The sequence below is a fragment of the Mahella australiensis 50-1 BON genome, from assembly GCF_000213255.1.
GTDB classification, from domain to species: Bacteria; Bacillota; Clostridia; order Mahellales; family Mahellaceae; genus Mahella; species Mahella australiensis.
In genome coordinates, this window is sequence record NC_015520.1 from 316,360 (window position 1) to 334,844 (window position 18,485).

Consider the following 18,485-nt stretch of genomic DNA (forward strand, 5'->3'; position numbering starts at 1 on the left):
GCCGGCGATAGTCGGGAGAGGATAAAAGAAAGTCAGGCGTATAGAAGATATGAAAGCTAAAAAGGAAGACTCGGCGATATTCCGTTGGGAGATCAGTATACCCATTTTGACGAACAGATTTATAATGGGTCAGATGGCAATGCTCTTAGGCATTCCTATTCTGATTATTGTAGTGTTGGTATTTGCCATGTCTGCAGCGCGTGGCGGTATCCAACTCGAATCGCTGTTTAATGTTTTCGTTTTATTAGCGTTGCTGCTTGGAATGTCGGCCATTCTGGTTATTACTATATATGGTAATCGCTCACATGCTGTATTCGAGATCGGTGAAAACGGTATAAGGCAGTACCCGGCAAAAAGAACGGCCAAAAAGAACGCTTTAGTAAACTCAATTTTATTTTTTGCCGGGCTTATATTCGGCAAGCCCGGTTATGCCGGCACTGCTCTGATAGCGCATTCCACAAATTCGGCTTCCATACGATGGGAGGATATGCGTAAGCTGAGGTTTTATCCGAAACAAAAGGCTATAGCCGTCGGGAACAAACGGAGGACGGTGCTTGTGGTTTATTGTACATCGGAAAACTACTGCGATATTTCGCAATTTTTAAGCGATAAGCTTAAAAGCATGAATAGAGATGCCACTTAATTATGGGAGGTTGGCAATTTAATATGGAGATGGGAAAAGAATCTGGAACGGTAAAACAGAAAAGAATTCCGCTTTCGGCGGTGTTTAATCCGAGCGCGCTTATATCGGAACATTTCGAGAATGTTCCATGGCCTTTTGCATTTTCTGTTTCTGGATTTTGCTTTTTGTTGCTTTTCTTACAAACAGGCATTGACAGACTTCGAGCCGGTACCGCGATGTATTTTGAGGTTTTCCAGCTAGTTGTGGTAGGTACCTTGTTCGGTACTTTAGGCATTTTCATAATCGCTTTGATAGCTTCGGTGATTTCGAAGCTTTTCGGGAGCAAATGGGGTATCGGCCAGTCGATGCGGGCGGTAGCCCTAAGCTATGGCAGTGCTTTGGCCTACATGATAATAGGCATTATCATCAATCTGATTTTTAAGTGGAATACAGCAGTGGCTTTTGGCGTAACGGGTATGTTATGGACAATGGGGCCATTATATGGGGTATTCCGCAATATGGTCGGCGAAAAGACAATTCCGTCCATAATTATAACCGCTGTTTGCGGCAGCCTTGTTTTATTTGGATGGTATGCGCTTTCTGCTGTATAAGCAAAGGAGTGATTTGAATGGCTAAGAGGATAATTGTTTATTTAAGCTTCGGAGTGCTTCTTTTTTTATCTTTGTTTCCTTACAGTTTTATGAGATGGATTTTGATTATACCGATGGGCTTTATAGCGGGAATGGTGATTTTATTGCTTATCAGTCTATCGCTTGCGACATCTAACATCGGTGCAACGCAAAAAAGCGATTTTTCATCGATTATGGGGATTGTAACAGACAGCTTTTTGCTCATGATACCGTTCGTAATATTTTCATTTTTATCGCAACGGCTTTTTTATTGGAGTTCCGCCTCGGTTTTCACACCGGCGGGTATCATGGTATGCGGCAGCGTGGCAGGGATGAAGATTACTGAGCGCAACGGAAGAGGGAAAGTAAGCGCGTTTTTAGGAGGGCTTGTTTCCTCCGTGATGTCTATGGGCTGGACGTATCTTGTGCAGCTTATGCAGGGAGGTATGTTTTAAGTGAAATCATTTCGTATTACAATGGCAAGAGCGATTATATTTATCGCGATGTTTTTTGCTTTGTGCCCTATGATGCTTGCTCACGCATCGCAGCCGGAAGACATTTTTGTGGCGGAGCAGTTTGCATTAGGTTCTGAAAATACTGATATTATTAAAACATGTCTAAGACCTGCTGCAGAAATGGTCGGGTCCATGGGTCTTGATATAAGCCAAGATATTGATTCCATTAAGGAAGAGCTTGCACTCGATAGTAGTGGGAATGCTCATATGATTGATTATACTTCTTTTGGAGCTAATAAAGGTGAGGCAGTAAAAGAGAGCTTCGAAATTAGTTCAGTTGAGCTTGGAATACTAGGCCCAGATCCAATATTAGAAAATATTGTAGTTCAAATGAAGGATACATGGGAAATCGGTCGCCCCATTTTAGGTTACGATACCTATTGGGATTTTTATCAAAGCGAAAAAGAACTTGGTTATGACAATACAGCATCAATACCCTATTTAGAATTATGGATATATTTGCCGATTGATGAATTTATTATACAAGCAGGTGTAGTAGCTTATAACTCCTCTACAGTGGAAGAATTGGCTAGTTATATAGAGCCGGCGATAGAATCTGTCATATCAGAAATGGGCAAATACGGCCTTTTGAGCGAAGAGGAACAGGTCGTGCCGCAGGATGCGGAGAAAACGGATGAAACGGACGAAACATCATTTGATATTACGGCGGATGACGAAACGGCATCGGAAGGATATTTTTATGTAGGGATGGTACCTGGCCCAGACGGTACCGATGAATTGGTCGTAGGGATTGTGGTTCCCGGGCTTGTTTCAATAGCCTTAACGATACTGGGCGGCGTAAAGCCCCCGCTTACGCCATCGCCGGTGACTGGCGGAGGGCAGGGACGCTCAGGAGAAACCATCGGCATGGACGATCCGGAGTATCAGATACAAATGGAAATATCCAAAAGGCAGGCCGAATTGGATTCTCTACGCAAGCAATGGGAAGAATCGGAGAAGACCGCGGATAAGAGCGATCCCGGTTATCAAAAACTCAAAAGCCAGTACGACGAGCGTATGAAATATCTGGAAGATACGATTAAGCAAAACGAATATAAAAAGTATCAGATTCAGGTTGAGAAAGCCGAGAAGCAGGCCGAATTGGAAGCTAAAAAAGAATGGGCAAAGCAGAGACAGGCGGATTACATCGCCGTCAAAGAGGAAAAGGCATTCATAGAGGCTGCTATCAAAGGTTATGGGGGAAAAGGCTATGATACCGAAGATATGGTAACTAGGTTGAATCAGCTTAACGAACGTGAGAAAGAGCTGGCCGAAACGCTGTCCGAGAACGATGCCATGATCGACTATACTGCTCGCGAAAGGGAAGCTATAGGGCCGGGCGCCGAGTTTGACAAAATAACCAAAGAATATCAGCGTAAGAAGGCTGAGCTAGAAGCGGCCAAAGCCCTTGCCGATAAAGAAAAGAGAAAAAGGATAGAGAAAGAAATAGCTCAGGCCGAGGCTGAATACAAAGATGCCATGAAATCCGCGGCGAGGTGGGATATGGCGACCAAAGCTGCCGAGGGTGTGCAATTCGGAGCTGATGTGGCTATCGAAGGGCTTTCACATGTGACAGGGCCGGCGGGAGAGCAAGTAAAGCTTATTTATAAAACGAGCAAAAACATAGCGGAAGGTATGGGAGAAGGAATGGCCGATCCAAAGAATGCCGGCAAGCATTTGGCTAAAGGCCTTATAGGCGCGGTAGCAGAGATTGCAAGTGATGCGTTGGATGAAAATAAGTTTCAAGCAGCTTTTATAAATACAGCAAGAGAAGCTTTACAAGGCGATATAGATGCAAGAATAAAAGGGAAACCGCGCACGATATACTATAGCAAAGGTAAGAGCATAGGCTGCATAACGGAGGGAGAAGATCCGGAAGTAGGATTTTTAAGAGGCACGGTAAGAGGTGTCATAGATTCAGTGGCGGATTTGGGCCTAGGTAAGATCAAAAAGAAGATACCGATTCCTAAGGGTTCATCGGTTGACGTGCATGATTATAGTCTTAAGAAGATATACAATAACAATCCGTTAACGAAAGGCTTGACTAAGACGGTGTTAAGAGAAGGGGCATCGGATAAAATCAAGGATGCTGCTAAAGATGGGATTGTCAATAAGTTGGGCAAAAAAGTAGGCGCGGTTGACGAAGATGATTAGCAGAGGGAAAACGAACATTGTGAGAGCGGTGCTGCGCGTATTTTTCACTGTCGTTGTTATCGGAATGTGTGCCCTAGGATTTTCATCATGTTCATCGCGGGAATGGGAGGACTATGAACATCCATTTTCGTTAGGTGAAGGAATGACGTACAGGTCTACGGTATTTAAAGTGAAAAAGCCGACATCAACGCCTTTTCCGGTAAAGGTAGATGATAAATACGCGTATTCAAGGAATACTCACGGCACTCATGCGGAGTGGTGCACCGAAGCGGTATTTGATTTCGCCAAACCTGTTACCGAAGGCCTTGCGGCGGTAAAGAGGGGTGATAAATGGGGCTATATACGGATATTGCCGGAAGAGGGCGATTTTGAGTTCGTTATCGAACCGCGGTTTGAGTCGGCGGAGCCTTTTTCGGAAGGGCTGGCTGCCGTAAAGGTGGAAGGAAAGTACGGTTATATAGATCCAAACGGGGAGATGATAATAGAGCCTAAATTTGTATCGGCCCATTATTTCAGCGGCGGGCTTGCCGCGGCTGAGACGGAAGATGGTTGGATTTTCATAAACAGAAACGGCGAGCCGGCTTTTGGCGGCGTATATGAATGTGCCGAGTCATTTACGGCCGTCTATGCTTCTCAGAGCGGCCAACATGTCGTGGATATCGATAAGACGCTGGCACCTGTCAGGATAAATGGCAAATGGGGGTATATAAACTTAAAGGGCCAAATCGCTATAAAGCCGATGTTCGATGAAGCATGGGCTTTCGAATATGACGGGAAAGCAGCCGTAAAGATAAACGGTAAGTGGAAACATATAAACACAAGAGGCGAGATAATGTAGAGAATCAATAGATAAACGCCGGCAACGATTGGTTGCCGGCTTATTTTGCTGCGGCTGTGGTCCCAACTTTCAAAAGCCCACTCATAAGCGAAGCTTATCTCAGCTTTCAATGAACAAGTCGGGGCAGTTTAAGAAGCTATCGACTATTTGCATAAGCTGCATGCCGCTGGCCGATGAAAACTCGGTTCCATCGGAGCTAAATACAAAAAGAGCTACGTCCTTTATACCCGCGCACAGGCCCAAAGCTGATGCCGTTCTAATATCGCCTTGGGCATTTGAGTCAAATGCTTCCATTATTATGGCGATATCCGGTACTAAGAAGCGGTTCGCAAAGATATTGTATTCTTCGCTTAATATATGATCGCCTTTCTCGTTTATGCATCCTTTTCCTGATAGAGAATGCAATAGTTCGTCTGTTTTTCCCGGTTCAGGCGCCTGAAAATTATAATTATCATTGAGCATTTTAACGAGACTGTTTGTGCCGGGTTGTTCTAAATGGCTTATTATAGCCTCGCGCGTGACGGGCTTTGCCTCATGCGACTCGCCTATATATTCTTTCAACGCGTTTTTACGGATAAGGTCTATGATGGAAAGCAGTGTCATAAGCTCATCGTTTGACAAAAGCATTTCAAAGGATGCGCTCTTTAGGCGTGACAGGCCTGTGAACTCCGAAAGTTCACTTAATGCGTTGCTCCAATCTTCGGGCATGCTGAAGAGCAAATCGCCCGCGTCGTTTTCCATAAGCACGGTCTCGCCGCCTTTTTTATATACGAATTTTTCTATTACGCAAAAGCTGTCCCTCAACACTATTCTTGAGCATTTTTCTGCCGCGGCGGCTATGCTTAATATCCTCGCGGCCTCATCGGAAAGTTTGCCGTCCACGAATACGCCCTTTTCGGCCAGGGTCTTGGTTTCATCGCCGTTTTGCGCGGCGTTTATATTTGTGAACAGACCGAGTTCTGATTTTTCTTCCATTACGCTGGCTAAATAAGCTGTCTCATTCACTGAAAGTTTCATGATTTTTAGTACTCCTTTCCCTTACTTTTTGAGCGGTTCTGTAATGTACGGTTTTATGCCGAATTCATCTAACAAGCCGGTGCCCGCCTTTACGCCGGATTGTACCGCCTGCCTTGTGAGCTTCTTGTTTACAAATGTTTGCGCTGAGGATTGGCTAAGCACCTTACTCTTCCAATTATTTCCGGATTTTGTGGCTACCAAAACCTTGCCGCTTTTTAACTGAGAGGTGGCCATATCGTTGCCATAGCCCCTGCCTCCGAGCTTGTCGGTTAAGGCGCCTGAGCCGGCCTTTGATATGCCGTCTATAAGGCCGTTCTTAGCTCCTTTCCAGCCCTCGTTTATAGCGCCGCCCGCCGTTTCGCCCGCAACGGTTAAGACAGCTTTGATGGGTGCCTTATCCACGAAATCGGTGGCCGCATCGCTTCCGCCTTTTACCGCACCGCTCATCAAGTTGGATGCGCTCACACCTTTGTCAGCCATCTCGCCGCTTATGCTCTTTAATACTTTGTAACCTGCGCGTATGCCTTTGCCGGCAGGGCCGGTCATGCTTCCCAGCGCGTCCACGGTGGTATCGGCCAAAACACCCGTGATTTTTGCGGTATTTTCGGCATAGCCATATCTATCGCCGGCTCTATTCCAAGCCTCGCTGCTTTCTTGATCTTTAGCCTGATTTTCACTGATGATATCGCGAATTTTATCCTCGTCGTGAGTTCCATATTTTCTAGCCAAGCTGTCTTTGTATTTTTGCTGAGTCTCGGCTTCTTGCCTGGCTTTATCGCTTTCCCTGATCATCTTGCTATAAGGGGAATCTCCTCTGGCAGTTTCTTGTCTTTCTTGCTCTAATCGTTCCTTTGTTTTTTCTATAAAAGGAGCGAGGTCTCTAAAATAATGTGTAAAATTTAAAGCTTCGCCGGTTTCAGTATTGATAAATTGACCTTTTTCCTTGTCTTTTACATATTTGACCTCTCGTCCAAATGTGTCGACGACCAATGTAATCTCGTCGGGCAATTCGGAAAACTTCGGTATTCCTTCTTCCTCTTCCTCAGGTTGCGCCGGTACTGCGGGTTGTTCGGGCTCCGCAGGCTGCTCGGGTGCCGCTGTCTGCTCGGTGGGCTGCTCTTGCCGCGCTGTGGTTTCTTGTTGGCCGGGCGGTATTTCCTCGAAGGGTTCTCCTATGATTTCGGGTTGTTTCTCTTCCTGAGGTTCTTCAAAGGTTGCCGTTTCTTCATATTGCTCGGCCTCGCCGTGCTCCGCGTAGTCGGCCGCTTCGTTGTCGCCTACCGATACCCTATCTTCTGCGTCGGGCTCGTCGGTATTGCCCATGGCATCGGCCAGCATTATCCAAGCGAGCTGTTCCTTAGTCTTGCCGGGATAGTTTTTGGCATACCATTCGGGTGAATATCTTCTAATCGTGCCTGCCGATGATTTAGCTTTCATAGCCTCGTCTATTATATGGGCTATTAAGGCGGCGAGCGGAGGGAATAAAAGGCCCGCGGCGGCTTGAGCAGGGCTATCCGGCCCGGGTATGTTGCCGGCCCCCATTTGTCTGTTCAGAGCCGCTATGACGAACGGCGGAAGGGTTTTATCCTTAAACACGCCGCTGGCGCTGGCGGTATATGTGTTGAAGTCAGCGCCTTTTTGGGCGGTAGCCGGCCTTTGATAGAAACCCGTGCCGCTTATGACGACATTTGGTTTGCCCATATTAGGTTTTGTTATGGTTATGGTGCCGTTTCCTCCTATTCTTGCTTTGTAAGTGGTTTTTGTAAGGTCGAGGGCAAGCGAGGCCGTGGCGGTGACTTTATCGTAAGACTCCTCGGTTACGGTGCAGGCTTGGGAGAACGGCATGCCCTCATATTCGCCGATGCATTCTAAGGTATCCCCTTTGTCTAATATAGTTAGCTCAAAATCCTTTATCTTAAGCTTGCTGATATCAACGAAGCCCGGACCCATTAATGTGGTCTTGGTAACGTTGTCGAGATTCACGATGTAAGTGCCTGTGAAATCGTATCTCGTTTCGGGAGGTGGCGATACTGTCACGTAGAAAAGGGGATTGCCATCCTTGTCGTAATTTAAGACATTTGGATCAGACACGGTTATGGTATAGTTTCCCGCAGGGAATACCGTTCGTGGCATCACGGCCCACACGCCGTTTGCAACCTGGTCTAATGTCCCGCCTACCGATTGATAAGAAGCGATTTCTTTGCCATCGGCGTCGTTTATGGTGATTATACCGGGCGCCGCGCCTTTGCCGCCATTATAGGTGTTTATTACTATTTCCTCTATAACGCTGTCGTTATCCAAAGTAAAAGCGATGGGATTCTTTTTCGCCGGCTGCGTCGAGCCTTCTACGAGCGCCGACTCGGGATCGCCCAGCTTCGACGCGCCCTCGGACGCCTGAGTTGTGTCCAGATAGCGCATATAAGCGGAGTAAAGCACGGCTTTTATTAAAAAGACCGGCTTACCGTCGCTTGCCGCGAGCAATGCTGGATCGGATACCGCCATTGTATATTCACCCTCAGGCAATATTACATCGGTTTCAGGTATATAAACATAGGTAATTTGCGAGCCTTCAACGTCGGCATCGGCTTTGAATGGTCCGTATACGTTGCCCTTATCGTCCGTAAAGGTTATGGAAATCGATTTCGACGCCTTTTTAGGGTAAGGCAGGTAAACGCCTTTTAATACGACCTTGGAGCTTATGGTAAATGTTATCTTATCAGATAACGAGAGGTCTGCGTTGGGCGCGCCGCTATATGCGACAGTCAACGCATGATTATCGGCGAGCGCTACGCGCTCGGTATGCCACTGGCCGTTTTTGGCCACGACCGTTTCATAAGGCTGCTCTACCTGAGGCGTCGCCTCTTCGGCAGCTATAACAGGCACTGCATATGCGAGCGATATAAGCGCTATAAATGCTGCTGCGACGAGTTTTTTCATGGCAGCCCACCTCCACTTTCTAAAAATGAGTGCAGAAGCTTTAGAGCACCGCCCAAATAGGCCGGCGCTTTAGCCACTATGGGTATGGTCAATGTCCATGCGAAGGAAAATACATATGATACGATGCCTGATGCAATGGTGTTTTTTAACTCCGATGCGCCCTTGAGCTTTGCGACTTCTAACGCCGCCGCTGTTCCTACCGCCATTATGCCGGCTGAGACGAAGACGGCCGTCATGGACCAATTTAGGTAAAAAGTTGCAACGGCGGCCATTATAACGAACGGGAATAAGAACAGCATGCCGCGGTCCACGGCGTATGCGACAGCCTGTTTACCCATATCTTTTTTTAGCGATTTATTAAAAAGTCCTATGAAGGTTATGAGAAAGCTTCTGAAAACAGAGCCGAACAATAGCCCGACCGCTGCGCCCATGGTTATCGCGGATAAATTTAATGGATCTAACGGGTTATAAAGAGCCGCTATGCCTAACAGGGCAAAACAAAACGTTCGGCCTAGTTTCCTTCCGCCACTTCCCTTCCTGAAATCGAATTCCATAATAAACGCCTCCTAAATCTGCCCGAATATCGACCACGAGATGAGCACCATTGCGCACACCAGCGTTGCTATCGGTATACTGAGCTTGCTCTGGCCGTCGGTGGCGGCGCGTATGACCACTATCATAGGGCCGGCGGCCCATATGACGCCGGTTGCCCCAAAGGCGACCGAGGTTTTCCATGCAAAAAACAGCGAGAATATTAAGCCCGCTACGCCATATAAAAGCGAGCCGCTGTAGCTTAAGCATATGGACGAGATAACCCATTTTAGATCCTTTTGTGTTTTGCCAAGCCTTAAAAAAATCCATATGAGCACGGAAACTATGGGTATAAAGATTAGGCCGTATGCAGTCCCCGCTATGGCTGAGGTATAAACGAAATTCAGTTCCTTCTGGCCGGTCTTATATAGGTCTAAGCCCGTTTGCAAAAAGAAAAGGCAGAAAGCGGACGATGAGACGGCTATAGGAAACCAAATAGCTATTTTTGAAACGCTTGAGCTGAGAGCAGATGCGGGAGATAGCATCATGTTCAATACAAGCCTCGCCTTTGAAACCTTAGGCTTTTTTACATTTTCCATGCGGTATTCCTCCTCTTTGCGAATTTAAGATAATTCTGTTTCAATTATAAAATATACTTTCGTACTATAATATTCACCTTTTTGTATGAGCGGGCTTAACTAGTGTATCACCCGTTTGGGTGATCAGGCACTTGCCTCAGCTCGGCGCCTCATGTGTCCAGCGTTTCCCATTTGCTTGGTACTTGTTATTAAAGCTATATTAAGATATAATAATAATATCGCAACGAGGGTGTCTTTGATGAGGCGCCCTCTTTGATTTGCAGGGAGGTATGGACATGCTGCCCAGAGAACGCACCGAAATGTTGGAGAGGGAAATACTGTCGCCGTATGCCGCTTTAAGCAGCAGGAGCAAGGGCCGATTGGCCCCTGAAGAGCAATGCGATATACGAACCGATTTTCAGCGCGACAGGGATAGGATAATACATTCCAAAGCATTCCGACGGCTCAAGCATAAGACTCAGGTATTTTTATCGCCTGAGGGGGATCATTATCGCACTAGGCTCACGCATACGTTGGAAGTATCGCAGATAGCACGTACCATCGCACGTGCTCTCAGGCTCAATGAAGATCTCACAGAGGCCATAGCTTTGGGGCATGATTTAGGGCATACGCCATTCGGACATACCGGAGAGGCAGTGCTGAATGAGATATGCCCCAGGGGATTCAGGCACAATATACAGGGCCTTCGCGTTGTAGAGATTTTGGAGAAGGACGGAAAAGGGCTTAATCTGACATGGGAAGTGCGCGACGGTATACTGAATCATACCAGCCGTGATATTGCGGCTACCGTGGAAGGGCGCTTGGTGAGTTTGGCTGATAGGGTTGCGTATATAAACCATGACATAGATGATGCTATAAGGGCAGGTATAATATCGGTCGAGGATCTGCCGTTGAATTGTGTCGATATATTAGGGGATACTCATAGCAGACGCATAAATAATATGATTACCGATATTATAGACAATAGTGCTGACGGCTGCATAAACATGAGCCAGCCAGTTAAGGATGCCATGAACCAGCTACGCGAATTTATGTTTGGCCATGTGTATCTGGACCCAGTTGCCAAGGGAGAGGAAAAGAAGGCTCAGCATGTGGTTAAAGAACTATATTTCTACTTTTTAAAGCATGTGGATAAACTGCCGGATGATATGAAGTTATTACTGGAATGCACCGATATATCCGATGTGGTATGCGATTATGTGGCCGGTATGACTGATACTTATGCCATACGCATGTATAAGGAGCTATTCTTGCCGGAGTCATGGAACTAGTCGACAAAAAATTATTTTTTTGCAGGAGATTTTAGATTTATGTTGAATATTAGAGATAGAAGCGGTTGTTATGAGTGGTGAAAAGAATGGGCGAATTCTTTGACCGTGAGTGGGTGGATGAGGTAAGAAGCCGAAATGATATAGTGGATGTTATAGGGGAGTATTTAAAATTAAAGCCTAGCGGCAGAAACTTCATGGCGCTCTGCCCGTTCCACAATGAGAAGACACCTTCGTTTTCCGTATCACCTGATAAACAGATATATCATTGTTTTGGTTGTGGAGCAGGCGGAAATGTGATAGGTTTTATAATGGCTATGGAGAGAGTGGATTTCACCGAAGCCGTAAAACTATTGGCAAAGCGCGCGGGCATACCAATACCTGAAAATTATATGCGCGGTGCTGTTGCGGATGCCAGAGAGGCCTTATATAGGTTGAACACCGAGACCGCCCGTTATTTTCATCGATGTCTAAGGTCCGATGAAGGAAAGGCCGCCAGAGAATATCTGATGCGCCGCGGTGTCGAAGCAAAGACTATTGTAAAATTTGGATTGGGCTTTGCCCCTGCAAAGTGGGATGGATTGAAACAGCATTTGCTTTCGCTCGGGTATGACCAAAAACACATGCTTGATAGTGGCTTGATAGTAGCATCCAAAGCGGGGGACCAGAGCTATGATCGCTTCCGGAACCGTGTGATGTTTCCGATATTTGATGTAAGGAAGCGAATAATAGGCTTTGGAGGACGCGTGTTGGATGACTCTTTGCCGAAGTACTTAAATAGCCCTGATACGGCGCTCTTTCATAAAGGACAAAACCTTTATGCCTTGGATATAGTGGCTAAGGCGAGGGACTTGGAATGCATAATAGTGGTTGAAGGATATATGGATGCTGTTATGTTGCATCAATATGGCGTAGATAATGCGGTGGCATCATTGGGCACTGCTCTAACGGAAGAACAAGCCAAGCTGATGAAACGATATGCACAAAAGATAATAATATGCTATGATGGGGATATCGCTGGCAAAAAGGCGGCGACCAGGGGACTGGATATACTCCTTAATCAGGGTTTGGATGTATATGTACTAACCTTACCGGATGGCGTGGATCCGGATGAATTTGTCAGGAAACACGGCAAAGACGCATTTTTGCGGAGTGTAAGATCAGCAAAACCATGGCTGGATTACAGCATGGATGTGTTGGCCTCTAGATACGATATATCTACCACAAACGGTAAGACATCGTTTGCCAAAGAGGCTGTGAAGCTGCTTGGGGGTATAAACGATCCTATACAAAAGGACTTATACTTAAAAGGCATAGAACGGTATTCAGGTGTATCGCTTGAAATATTGTATGGGTATATGAATAAAAGCAAAACAGCGCGCATCTCCAAAGAGGGGCAGGGGGTCGCGCATAAAATATCGGCTGTTCAGAAAGCTGAGCAGGAGCTGCTTAATATAATGGCTAATCAGCCCGAAATGGCTGCGATTATAATGCAGCGCATAACCGCTGACGATTTTGAAAACGAATTGCATAAGAAAATCTTTGATATAATGAGCGAGCGCTATAAAAAAGGAGAAAAACCGTCGCCGGCTGATGTTTTTAGCTATTTTTTAGGCGAGAAGGCTGAAAAAAGCGTCTTAAGTATATTTACAAATGAGCCGAGATATGATAATATAAATAAATTTGCGGCACAATGTATAAATACTATAAAACGGAATAAAATTGCTATGAAAAGACAATTTTTATGCAAAAAGGCGGATGATTTAGCTTCCGCAGGTGACCGGGAAGCTTTAAATATATTGCTTGAGCAGATAAATGCTCTGGACAAAGAATTGCTTGACTTAAAAGAATTACCATAGAAAGGGGAATTGTACATGAAGGGTGCTGAAGTTAAACTAGGGCCCCTAAAGCAGTTGATAGAAACCGGTAAGAGCAAGGGGGTGCTCACTTATAAAGAGATAATGGACATGCTCGAAGATGTGGATATAGATCCGGATCAAATAGATAAGCTGTATGATACATTAGAGACTTTAGGTATAGATGTAATAGAAGAACCTATAGAACATGAAGATAATGTGGTGGAAGAGGATTTAGAGGCTGGCTTGCCGGAGGGTGTAAATATAGATGACCCTGTCAGGATGTATTTGAAAGAGATAGGTAAGATACCGCTATTGTCCTCCGATGAAGAGATAGAATTGGCCAAACGCATAGAACAAGGTGATGAAGAGGCTAAAAAAAGGCTTGCGGAAGCCAACCTTCGCCTTGTTGTCAGTATAGCCAAACGATATGTTGGGCGAGGTATGCTGTTCCTGGATCTGATACAGGAGGGTAACCTCGGTCTGCTCAAAGCCGTCGAGAAGTTCGACTATAGGAAAGGTTATAAATTCAGCACGTACGCTACATGGTGGATAAGGCAGGCTATAACCAGGGCTATAGCCGATCAGGCGCGCACCATAAGGATACCTGTCCATATGGTCGAAACCATAAACAAGCTGGTACGAGTGTCTAGACAACTCATGCAAGAACTTGGCCGTGAGCCTGCTCCAGAGGAAGTAGCCGAGGAAATGGGCATATCGGTAGATAAAGTAAGGGATATAATGAAGATAGCACAGGAGCCGGTGTCGCTCGAAACGCCTATAGGTGAAGAAGAGGACAGCCATTTGGGTGACTTTATACCCGACGATGATGCTCCGGCACCGGCAGAAGCAGCGGCTTTTACTTTGCTAAAGGAACAACTCATGGACGTGTTGGATACCTTGACGCCCAGAGAAGAGAAAGTATTACGTCTGCGCTTTGGCTTGGATGATGGTAGAGCGCGCACGCTGGAGGAGGTAGGCAAAGAATTTGATGTTACGCGCGAGAGGATACGGCAGATAGAGGCCAAAGCATTGCGTAAATTGCGCCATCCCAGCCGCAGCAAGAAGCTTAAGGATTATCTAGAATAAAGGAGCAAGAACGAGATACGCTGAGCTATAGTGCGGGGATCGCGTTTAATAGTCTATTTTGGCCTAAAATGGACTAATGCTTGAATTGCGTAAAGAGACTATAACGCGTATAATATTACATGTTGATCGACTTTCCCCGATAGCTCAGCGGTGGAGCATCCGGCTGTTAACCGGAGGGTCGTAGGTTCGAATCCTACTCGGGGAGCCAGAGGGCCTTTAGCTCAGCTGGAAGAGCGACCGGCTCATAACCGGTTGGTCCGGGGTTCGAGTCCCTGAAGGCCCACCATATATTAGAAATAAAAGCCAGAAACGACTTGTTTCTGGCTTTTTTACATATGGGAGGATGATATCGATGAGCTGCACATGTGCTGATGTCATTCATATAATGGATAGTATGTTTCCCGAGAGATACGCCGAGCCTTGGGATAACGTAGGCTTGATGGTAGGAGACCCGGATGCAGAAGTTAAAAAAATATTGCTAGCGCTGGATGCTACTACTACGGTGATAGAGGAAGCGGTACAGATAGGCGCTGACATGATAATAACGCACCATCCGTTACTGTTTCACCCATTAAAAAGAATAGATACTAGCCAAGGTACGGGTAAAATAATAGCTATGTTGAACAAAGCTGGCATAGCGCTTTATTCGGCGCATACCAATATGGATGTTGCAAAAGGCGGCGTAAACGATGCGTTGGCTGAGGCACTGCATTTAGATAATATCGCCATATTGGATAAGACGGTATCGCAGAAATATGCGAAATTAGTTGTTTTTATACCTAAGGGATATGAGAATGCTGTATTAGAAGCAATGGCTAATGCAGGCGCGGGATGGATAGGTAATTACAGCCATTGTACCTTTCGCGCCGAAGGAATAGGCACGTTTAAGCCGCTGGAAGGCGCGCATCCTTTTATAGGACAAAGGGGTCGCCTGGAAGAGGTGGGAGAGGTGCGCATGGAGACTATTGTCAGACAGCAGCAGGTGAAAGAAGTAATAAGGGCTATGCTGGCAGCACATCCATACGAAGAGGTTGCTTATGATGTATATCCCCTTGACAATGAAATAGAAACCGCAGGATTGGGTATAATAGGCGATGCACATGAGCTAATGCTTCTTAGCGAATATGCTTTATATGTAAAAGAATGCTTGAAATTATCTGGGCTTAAGCTGGTAGGCGGTCTTGATAAGCCCATCGGAAGAGTGGCTGTATGCGGTGGCAGCGGAGGGGACCTGATCGACAAAGCCGCTGCAAAAGGAGCCGATGTATTTATAACCGGCGATATAGGGTATCATGATGTATTAAGGGCCGAAGAATATGATATGGCCGTTATAGATGCCGGGCACTATGGTACGGAGCATTGCATTTTATCTAAATTGATGCTCGGTTTACAAAAGGCTATAGATACGTTACAATATAATGTAGAAACAACGGTTTCACAGAAGGAATGCGATCCTTTTGTATTTTTATAATAACGATGATAAGGAACGAGGAGGTTTTGTTTATTGGAACAATTGGATTACTTATGGCGTTACCAAGAAATTGAGGATATGTTGGACCGCTATAACAAGGAGCGCAAAAAGATACCGTTGTCGGTTCAGTTGAATAAATTGAAAAAAGACATATTGGATAAGCAAGAGGCTATATCTGAGATGGGTAAATTAGTAAAGGAGAAGAACGAGGCTTATAAGCAAATACGCGGTCGCTACGAGACTTTGTCTAAAGAATTCTATGGCGATAAGGAGAGATTGAGCTCTGCAAACAAGTCCGATTCAAATGAATTGAAGGAATTGAACGCTAAAGCCGGCTCTTATATAAATGACTTGACTGCGATCAGATCGGATCTTCAAGCTTTAAAGCCTGATATCGACAGACTGGACGCCGATCTTATCAAGGCTAGAAACGAGCTTAAACAAATGTCTGAAGAATACAATCAACTCAAGAAACAGTATGAGGCTCAGATTAAAGAAATAGGGATATCCGCAGACGAGCTGCGGAAAGAAAAGCAGGAATTAAAGGCCCGAATAGATAAAGAGTTGATGGATAAGTATCAAATGCTTAGGAAACATAAACAGATGGCTATAGCGCTGGTGGATAAGGATAAATGCAGCGGATGCAATATGTCATTGCCATCGGCTATATTGACTGCGGTCAAAGAAGGCAAAAAGATAATAGAATGCGAAAACTGTGGTCGAATATTGTACTATAATAAGAAAGATGAAAAATAACCACTTGCAATGCCACGGTGCGTGTGCTATAATAATCGTTGCCAAGCAAGCTGGGTGATCGCGTGTGCAGTTGTGCATACGAGGAAAGTCCGAGCTCCATAGGGCAGGATGCCGGGTAATGCCCGGTGGAGGCGACTCCAAGGATAGTGCAACAGAAATAGACTGCCGATGGATCCATAAGATCCAGGCGATGGTGGAAAGGTGAGGTAAGAGCTCACCAGCATCCAGGCGACTGGTTGGCTATGTAAACCCCATCTGGAGCAAGACATAATAGGAGGGACCAAAATAGCGGCCCGCTATTCCCTCGGGTGTAGTCGCTAGAGGCATCAGGTAACTGATGTCGTAGATAGATGATCATCCTAGACAGAACTCGGCTTATAGGCTTGCTTGCGAAATATTTTAGCAAGAGTCGAAAAAGGGTATTGACAAGGGATAAATAAGCTGCTAGAATATAAAAGTCGCTCACGAGAGCGGCATGGACATTGAAAACTGAACAGAATGAAAGAACACACAAAACGCTTTGCGGACCAAAGAGTCAAGGATAAAAAGGTGTACTCTGCCACAAACAAGAGAGTTTGATCCTGGCTCAGGACGAACGCTGGCGGCGTGCCTAAAACATGCAAGTCGAACGGATATACTAACATTAAGCGATTAATGGGAGTATATTAGTGGCGGACGGGTGAGTAACACGTGAACAACCTGCCCTGTACAGGGGGATAACAGACCGAAAGGACTGCTAATACCCCATGAGACCACAGCATCGCATGATGCGGGGGTCAAAGGAGCAATCCGGTATAGGAGGGGTTCGCGGCCCATTAGCTAGTTGGTGAGGGTAGAAGCCCACCAAGGCGACGATGGGTAGCCGGCCTGAGAGGGTGAACGGCCACACTGGGACTGAGACACGGCCCAGACTCCTACGGGAGGCAGCAGTTGGGGATATTGCGCAATGGGCGAAAGCCTGACGCAGCGACGCCGCGTGAGGGAAGAAGGTCTTCGGATTGTAAACCTCTGTCGAGTGGGAAGAAAGAAATGACAGTACCACTGGAGGAAGCCCCGGCTAACTACGTGCCAGCAGCCGCGGTAATACGTAGGGGGCTAGCGTTGTCCGGAATTACTGGGCGTAAAGGGCGTGTAGGCGGTAGAGCAAGTCAGGTGTGAAACCCCCGGGCTCAACTCGGGGCATGCATCTGAAACTGCGATACTTGAGTGCAGGAGAGGGAAGCGGAATTTCTGGTGTAGCGGTGGAATGCGTAGATATCAGGAAGAACACCGGTGGCGAAGGCGGCTTTCTGGCCTGCAACTGACGCTGAGGCGCGAAAGCGTGGGGAGCGAACAGGATTAGATACCCTGGTAGTCCACGCTGTAAACGATGGATACTAGGTGTAGGTGGTATCAAAGCCATCTGTGCCGAAGTTAACACATTAAGTATCCCGCCTGGGGAGTACGGCCGCAAGGTTGAAACTCAAAGGAATTGACGGGGGCCCGCACAAGCAGCGGAGCGTGTGGTTTAATTCGAAGCAACGCGAAGAACCTTACCAGGTTTTGACATGCATATGAATTATGCAGAAATGCATGAGGCTTATCGAAAGATAAGACATATGCACAGGTGGTGCATGGTTGTCGTCAGCTCGTGTCGTGAGATGTTGGGTTAAGTCCCGCAACGAGCGCAACCCTTATTGTTAGTTGCCAGCACGTAGAGGTGGGCACTCTAACGAGACTGCCGTGGATAACACGGAGGAAGGTGGGGATGACGTCAAATCATCATGCCCCTTATGATCTGGGCTACACACGCGCTACAATGGCCGGAACAAAGAGGAGCGAAGCGGTAACGCAGAGGGAATCTCAAAAAACCGGTCTCAGTTCAGATTGTGGGCTGCAACCCGCCCACATGAAGAAGGAGTTGCTAGTAATCGCGGATCAGCATGCCGCGGTGAATACGTTCCCGGGCCTTGTACACACCGCCCGTCACACCATGAGAGTCTACAACACCTTAAGCCGGTGAGCTAACCGCAAGGAGGCAGCCGTCCAAGGTGGGGTAGATGATTGGGGTGAAGTCGTAACAAGGTAGCCGTATCGGAAGGTGCGGCTGGATCACCTCCTTTCTAAGGAGTAAGACCTTGACGACAAAAAAGGACGCAAAGCCAGAGTTCACTCATTCTGTTTAGCTTCCAGGGTCCATGACCTTGGGGACAAGATTGCACAT

The 18,485-nt window shown here is 46.5% G+C and carries 14 protein-coding genes, 2 tRNA genes, 1 rRNA gene and 1 other RNA gene; 14 read left to right on the top strand and 4 right to left on the bottom strand.

Annotated features, from left to right (window positions below; genetic code table 11):
• Positions 1-49 precede the first annotated feature (49 nt).
• From MAHAU_RS01420 to MAHAU_RS01440, 5 genes are read left to right on the top strand one after another with little or no spacing between them, the layout of a single operon-like run.
• Entirely contained in the window at positions 50-643 is a 594-nt protein-coding gene (locus tag MAHAU_RS01420; protein WP_013779941.1) for a hypothetical protein, read from the top strand.
• Between the two features lie 23 nt (positions 644-666).
• Positions 667-1,233, top strand: a complete 567-nt coding sequence (locus MAHAU_RS01425; RefSeq protein WP_013779942.1) for a hypothetical protein — start codon at positions 667-669, stop codon at positions 1,231-1,233.
• 17 nt (positions 1,234-1,250) lie between these two features.
• Positions 1,251-1,706 (top strand): hypothetical protein, encoded by a 456-nt coding sequence (locus MAHAU_RS01430; protein ID WP_013779943.1) that lies wholly within the window; start codon positions 1,251-1,253, stop codon positions 1,704-1,706.
• Positions 1,707-3,920 carry a hypothetical protein gene (locus MAHAU_RS01435; RefSeq protein WP_013779944.1) on the top strand — a complete coding sequence of 738 codons (2,214 nt, stop codon included), beginning with the start codon at positions 1,707-1,709 and terminating at the stop codon, positions 3,918-3,920.
• Complete coding sequence (locus MAHAU_RS01440) at positions 3,913-4,758, top strand: WG repeat-containing protein (protein WP_083809803.1); 846 nt, start codon at positions 3,913-3,915, stop codon at positions 4,756-4,758. Before MAHAU_RS01435 ends, MAHAU_RS01440 begins: the two co-directional genes overlap by 8 nt.
• A 99-nt stretch (positions 4,759-4,857) precedes the next feature.
• Here MAHAU_RS01440 and MAHAU_RS01445 read toward each other — a convergent pair whose 3' ends face one another.
• Genes MAHAU_RS01445 through MAHAU_RS01460 form a run of 4 tightly spaced genes read right to left on the bottom strand, consistent with a single transcriptional unit; the run spans position 4,858 to position 9,842 of the window.
• The gene (locus tag MAHAU_RS01445; RefSeq protein ID WP_013779946.1) at positions 4,858-5,775 is read right to left on the bottom strand and encodes a hypothetical protein; all 918 of its coding nucleotides are present in this window, start codon (positions 5,773-5,775) and stop codon (positions 4,858-4,860) included.
• A 21-nt stretch (positions 5,776-5,796) separates the two neighbouring features.
• Positions 5,797-8,712 carry a hypothetical protein gene (locus MAHAU_RS01450; protein WP_013779947.1) on the bottom strand — a complete coding sequence of 972 codons (2,916 nt, stop codon included), beginning with the start codon at positions 8,710-8,712 and terminating at the stop codon, positions 5,797-5,799.
• Entirely contained in the window at positions 8,709-9,266 is a 558-nt protein-coding gene (locus MAHAU_RS01455) for a hypothetical protein (protein WP_013779948.1), read from the bottom strand. Before MAHAU_RS01455 ends, MAHAU_RS01450 begins: the two co-directional genes overlap by 4 nt.
• A gap of 12 nt (positions 9,267-9,278) precedes the next feature.
• Positions 9,279-9,842 (bottom strand): hypothetical protein, encoded by a 564-nt coding sequence (locus tag MAHAU_RS01460; protein ID WP_013779949.1) that lies wholly within the window; start codon positions 9,840-9,842, stop codon positions 9,279-9,281.
• A gap of 275 nt (positions 9,843-10,117) precedes the next feature.
• Between MAHAU_RS01460 and MAHAU_RS01465 the strand changes: the two genes are divergently transcribed.
• The 9 genes from MAHAU_RS01465 to MAHAU_RS01500 all read left to right on the top strand — a co-directional run bounded on the left by MAHAU_RS01465 (position 10,118) and on the right by MAHAU_RS01500 (position 18,384).
• Positions 10,118-11,113 carry a deoxyguanosinetriphosphate triphosphohydrolase gene (locus MAHAU_RS01465; RefSeq protein ID WP_013779950.1) on the top strand — a complete coding sequence of 332 codons (996 nt, stop codon included), beginning with the start codon at positions 10,118-10,120 and terminating at the stop codon, positions 11,111-11,113.
• A gap of 74 nt (positions 11,114-11,187) precedes the next feature.
• Positions 11,188-12,969 carry a DNA primase gene (gene dnaG / locus MAHAU_RS01470; RefSeq protein WP_171804952.1) on the top strand — a complete coding sequence of 594 codons (1,782 nt, stop codon included), beginning with the start codon at positions 11,188-11,190 and terminating at the stop codon, positions 12,967-12,969.
• A gap of 15 nt (positions 12,970-12,984) precedes the next feature.
• Complete coding sequence (rpoD, locus tag MAHAU_RS01475; protein WP_013779952.1) at positions 12,985-14,055, top strand: RNA polymerase sigma factor RpoD; 1,071 nt, start codon at positions 12,985-12,987, stop codon at positions 14,053-14,055.
• A 133-nt stretch (positions 14,056-14,188) separates the two neighbouring features.
• Positions 14,189-14,263 (top strand) — tRNA-Asn (locus MAHAU_RS01480).
• 2 nt (positions 14,264-14,265) lie between these two features.
• Positions 14,266-14,341 (top strand) — tRNA-Ile (locus MAHAU_RS01485).
• A 66-nt stretch (positions 14,342-14,407) separates the two neighbouring features.
• Positions 14,408-15,526, top strand: coding sequence for a Nif3-like dinuclear metal center hexameric protein (locus MAHAU_RS01490; protein ID WP_013779953.1), 1,119 nt, complete (start codon positions 14,408-14,410; stop codon positions 15,524-15,526).
• A gap of 33 nt (positions 15,527-15,559) precedes the next feature.
• Positions 15,560-16,282 carry a zinc ribbon domain-containing protein gene (locus tag MAHAU_RS01495; RefSeq protein ID WP_013779954.1) on the top strand — a complete coding sequence of 241 codons (723 nt, stop codon included), beginning with the start codon at positions 15,560-15,562 and terminating at the stop codon, positions 16,280-16,282.
• Positions 16,283-16,324: 42 nt separating this feature from the next.
• Positions 16,325-16,676: RNase P RNA component class A (gene rnpB / locus MAHAU_RS15250), an RNA gene on the top strand.
• Between the two features lie 169 nt (positions 16,677-16,845).
• Positions 16,846-18,384 (top strand): 16S ribosomal RNA (locus MAHAU_RS01500).
• Positions 18,385-18,485: the final 101 nt, after the last annotated feature.

Excerpts from the sequence above, each read along its gene's own strand:
- MAHAU_RS01420 (WP_013779941.1), top strand. The coding sequence starts at position 50 with ATGAAAGCTAAAAAGGAAGACTCGGCGATATTCCGTTGGGAGATCAGT.
- MAHAU_RS01425 (WP_013779942.1), top strand. The coding sequence starts at position 667 with ATGGAGATGGGAAAAGAATCTGGAACGGTAAAACAGAAAAGAATTCCG.
- MAHAU_RS01430 (WP_013779943.1), top strand. The coding sequence starts at position 1,251 with ATGGCTAAGAGGATAATTGTTTATTTAAGCTTCGGAGTGCTTCTTTTT.
- MAHAU_RS01440 (WP_083809803.1), top strand. The coding sequence starts at position 3,913 with ATGATTAGCAGAGGGAAAACGAACATTGTGAGAGCGGTGCTGCGCGTA.
- MAHAU_RS01445 (WP_013779946.1), bottom strand. The coding sequence starts at position 5,775 with ATGAAACTTTCAGTGAATGAGACAGCTTATTTAGCCAGCGTAATGGAA.
- MAHAU_RS01450 (WP_013779947.1), bottom strand. The coding sequence starts at position 8,712 with ATGAAAAAACTCGTCGCAGCAGCATTTATAGCGCTTATATCGCTCGCA.
- MAHAU_RS01455 (WP_013779948.1), bottom strand. The coding sequence starts at position 9,266 with ATGGAATTCGATTTCAGGAAGGGAAGTGGCGGAAGGAAACTAGGCCGA.
- MAHAU_RS01460 (WP_013779949.1), bottom strand. The coding sequence starts at position 9,842 with ATGGAAAATGTAAAAAAGCCTAAGGTTTCAAAGGCGAGGCTTGTATTG.
- MAHAU_RS01465 (WP_013779950.1), top strand. The coding sequence starts at position 10,118 with ATGCTGCCCAGAGAACGCACCGAAATGTTGGAGAGGGAAATACTGTCG.
- rpoD (WP_013779952.1), top strand. The coding sequence starts at position 12,985 with ATGAAGGGTGCTGAAGTTAAACTAGGGCCCCTAAAGCAGTTGATAGAA.
- MAHAU_RS01490 (WP_013779953.1), top strand. The coding sequence starts at position 14,408 with ATGAGCTGCACATGTGCTGATGTCATTCATATAATGGATAGTATGTTT.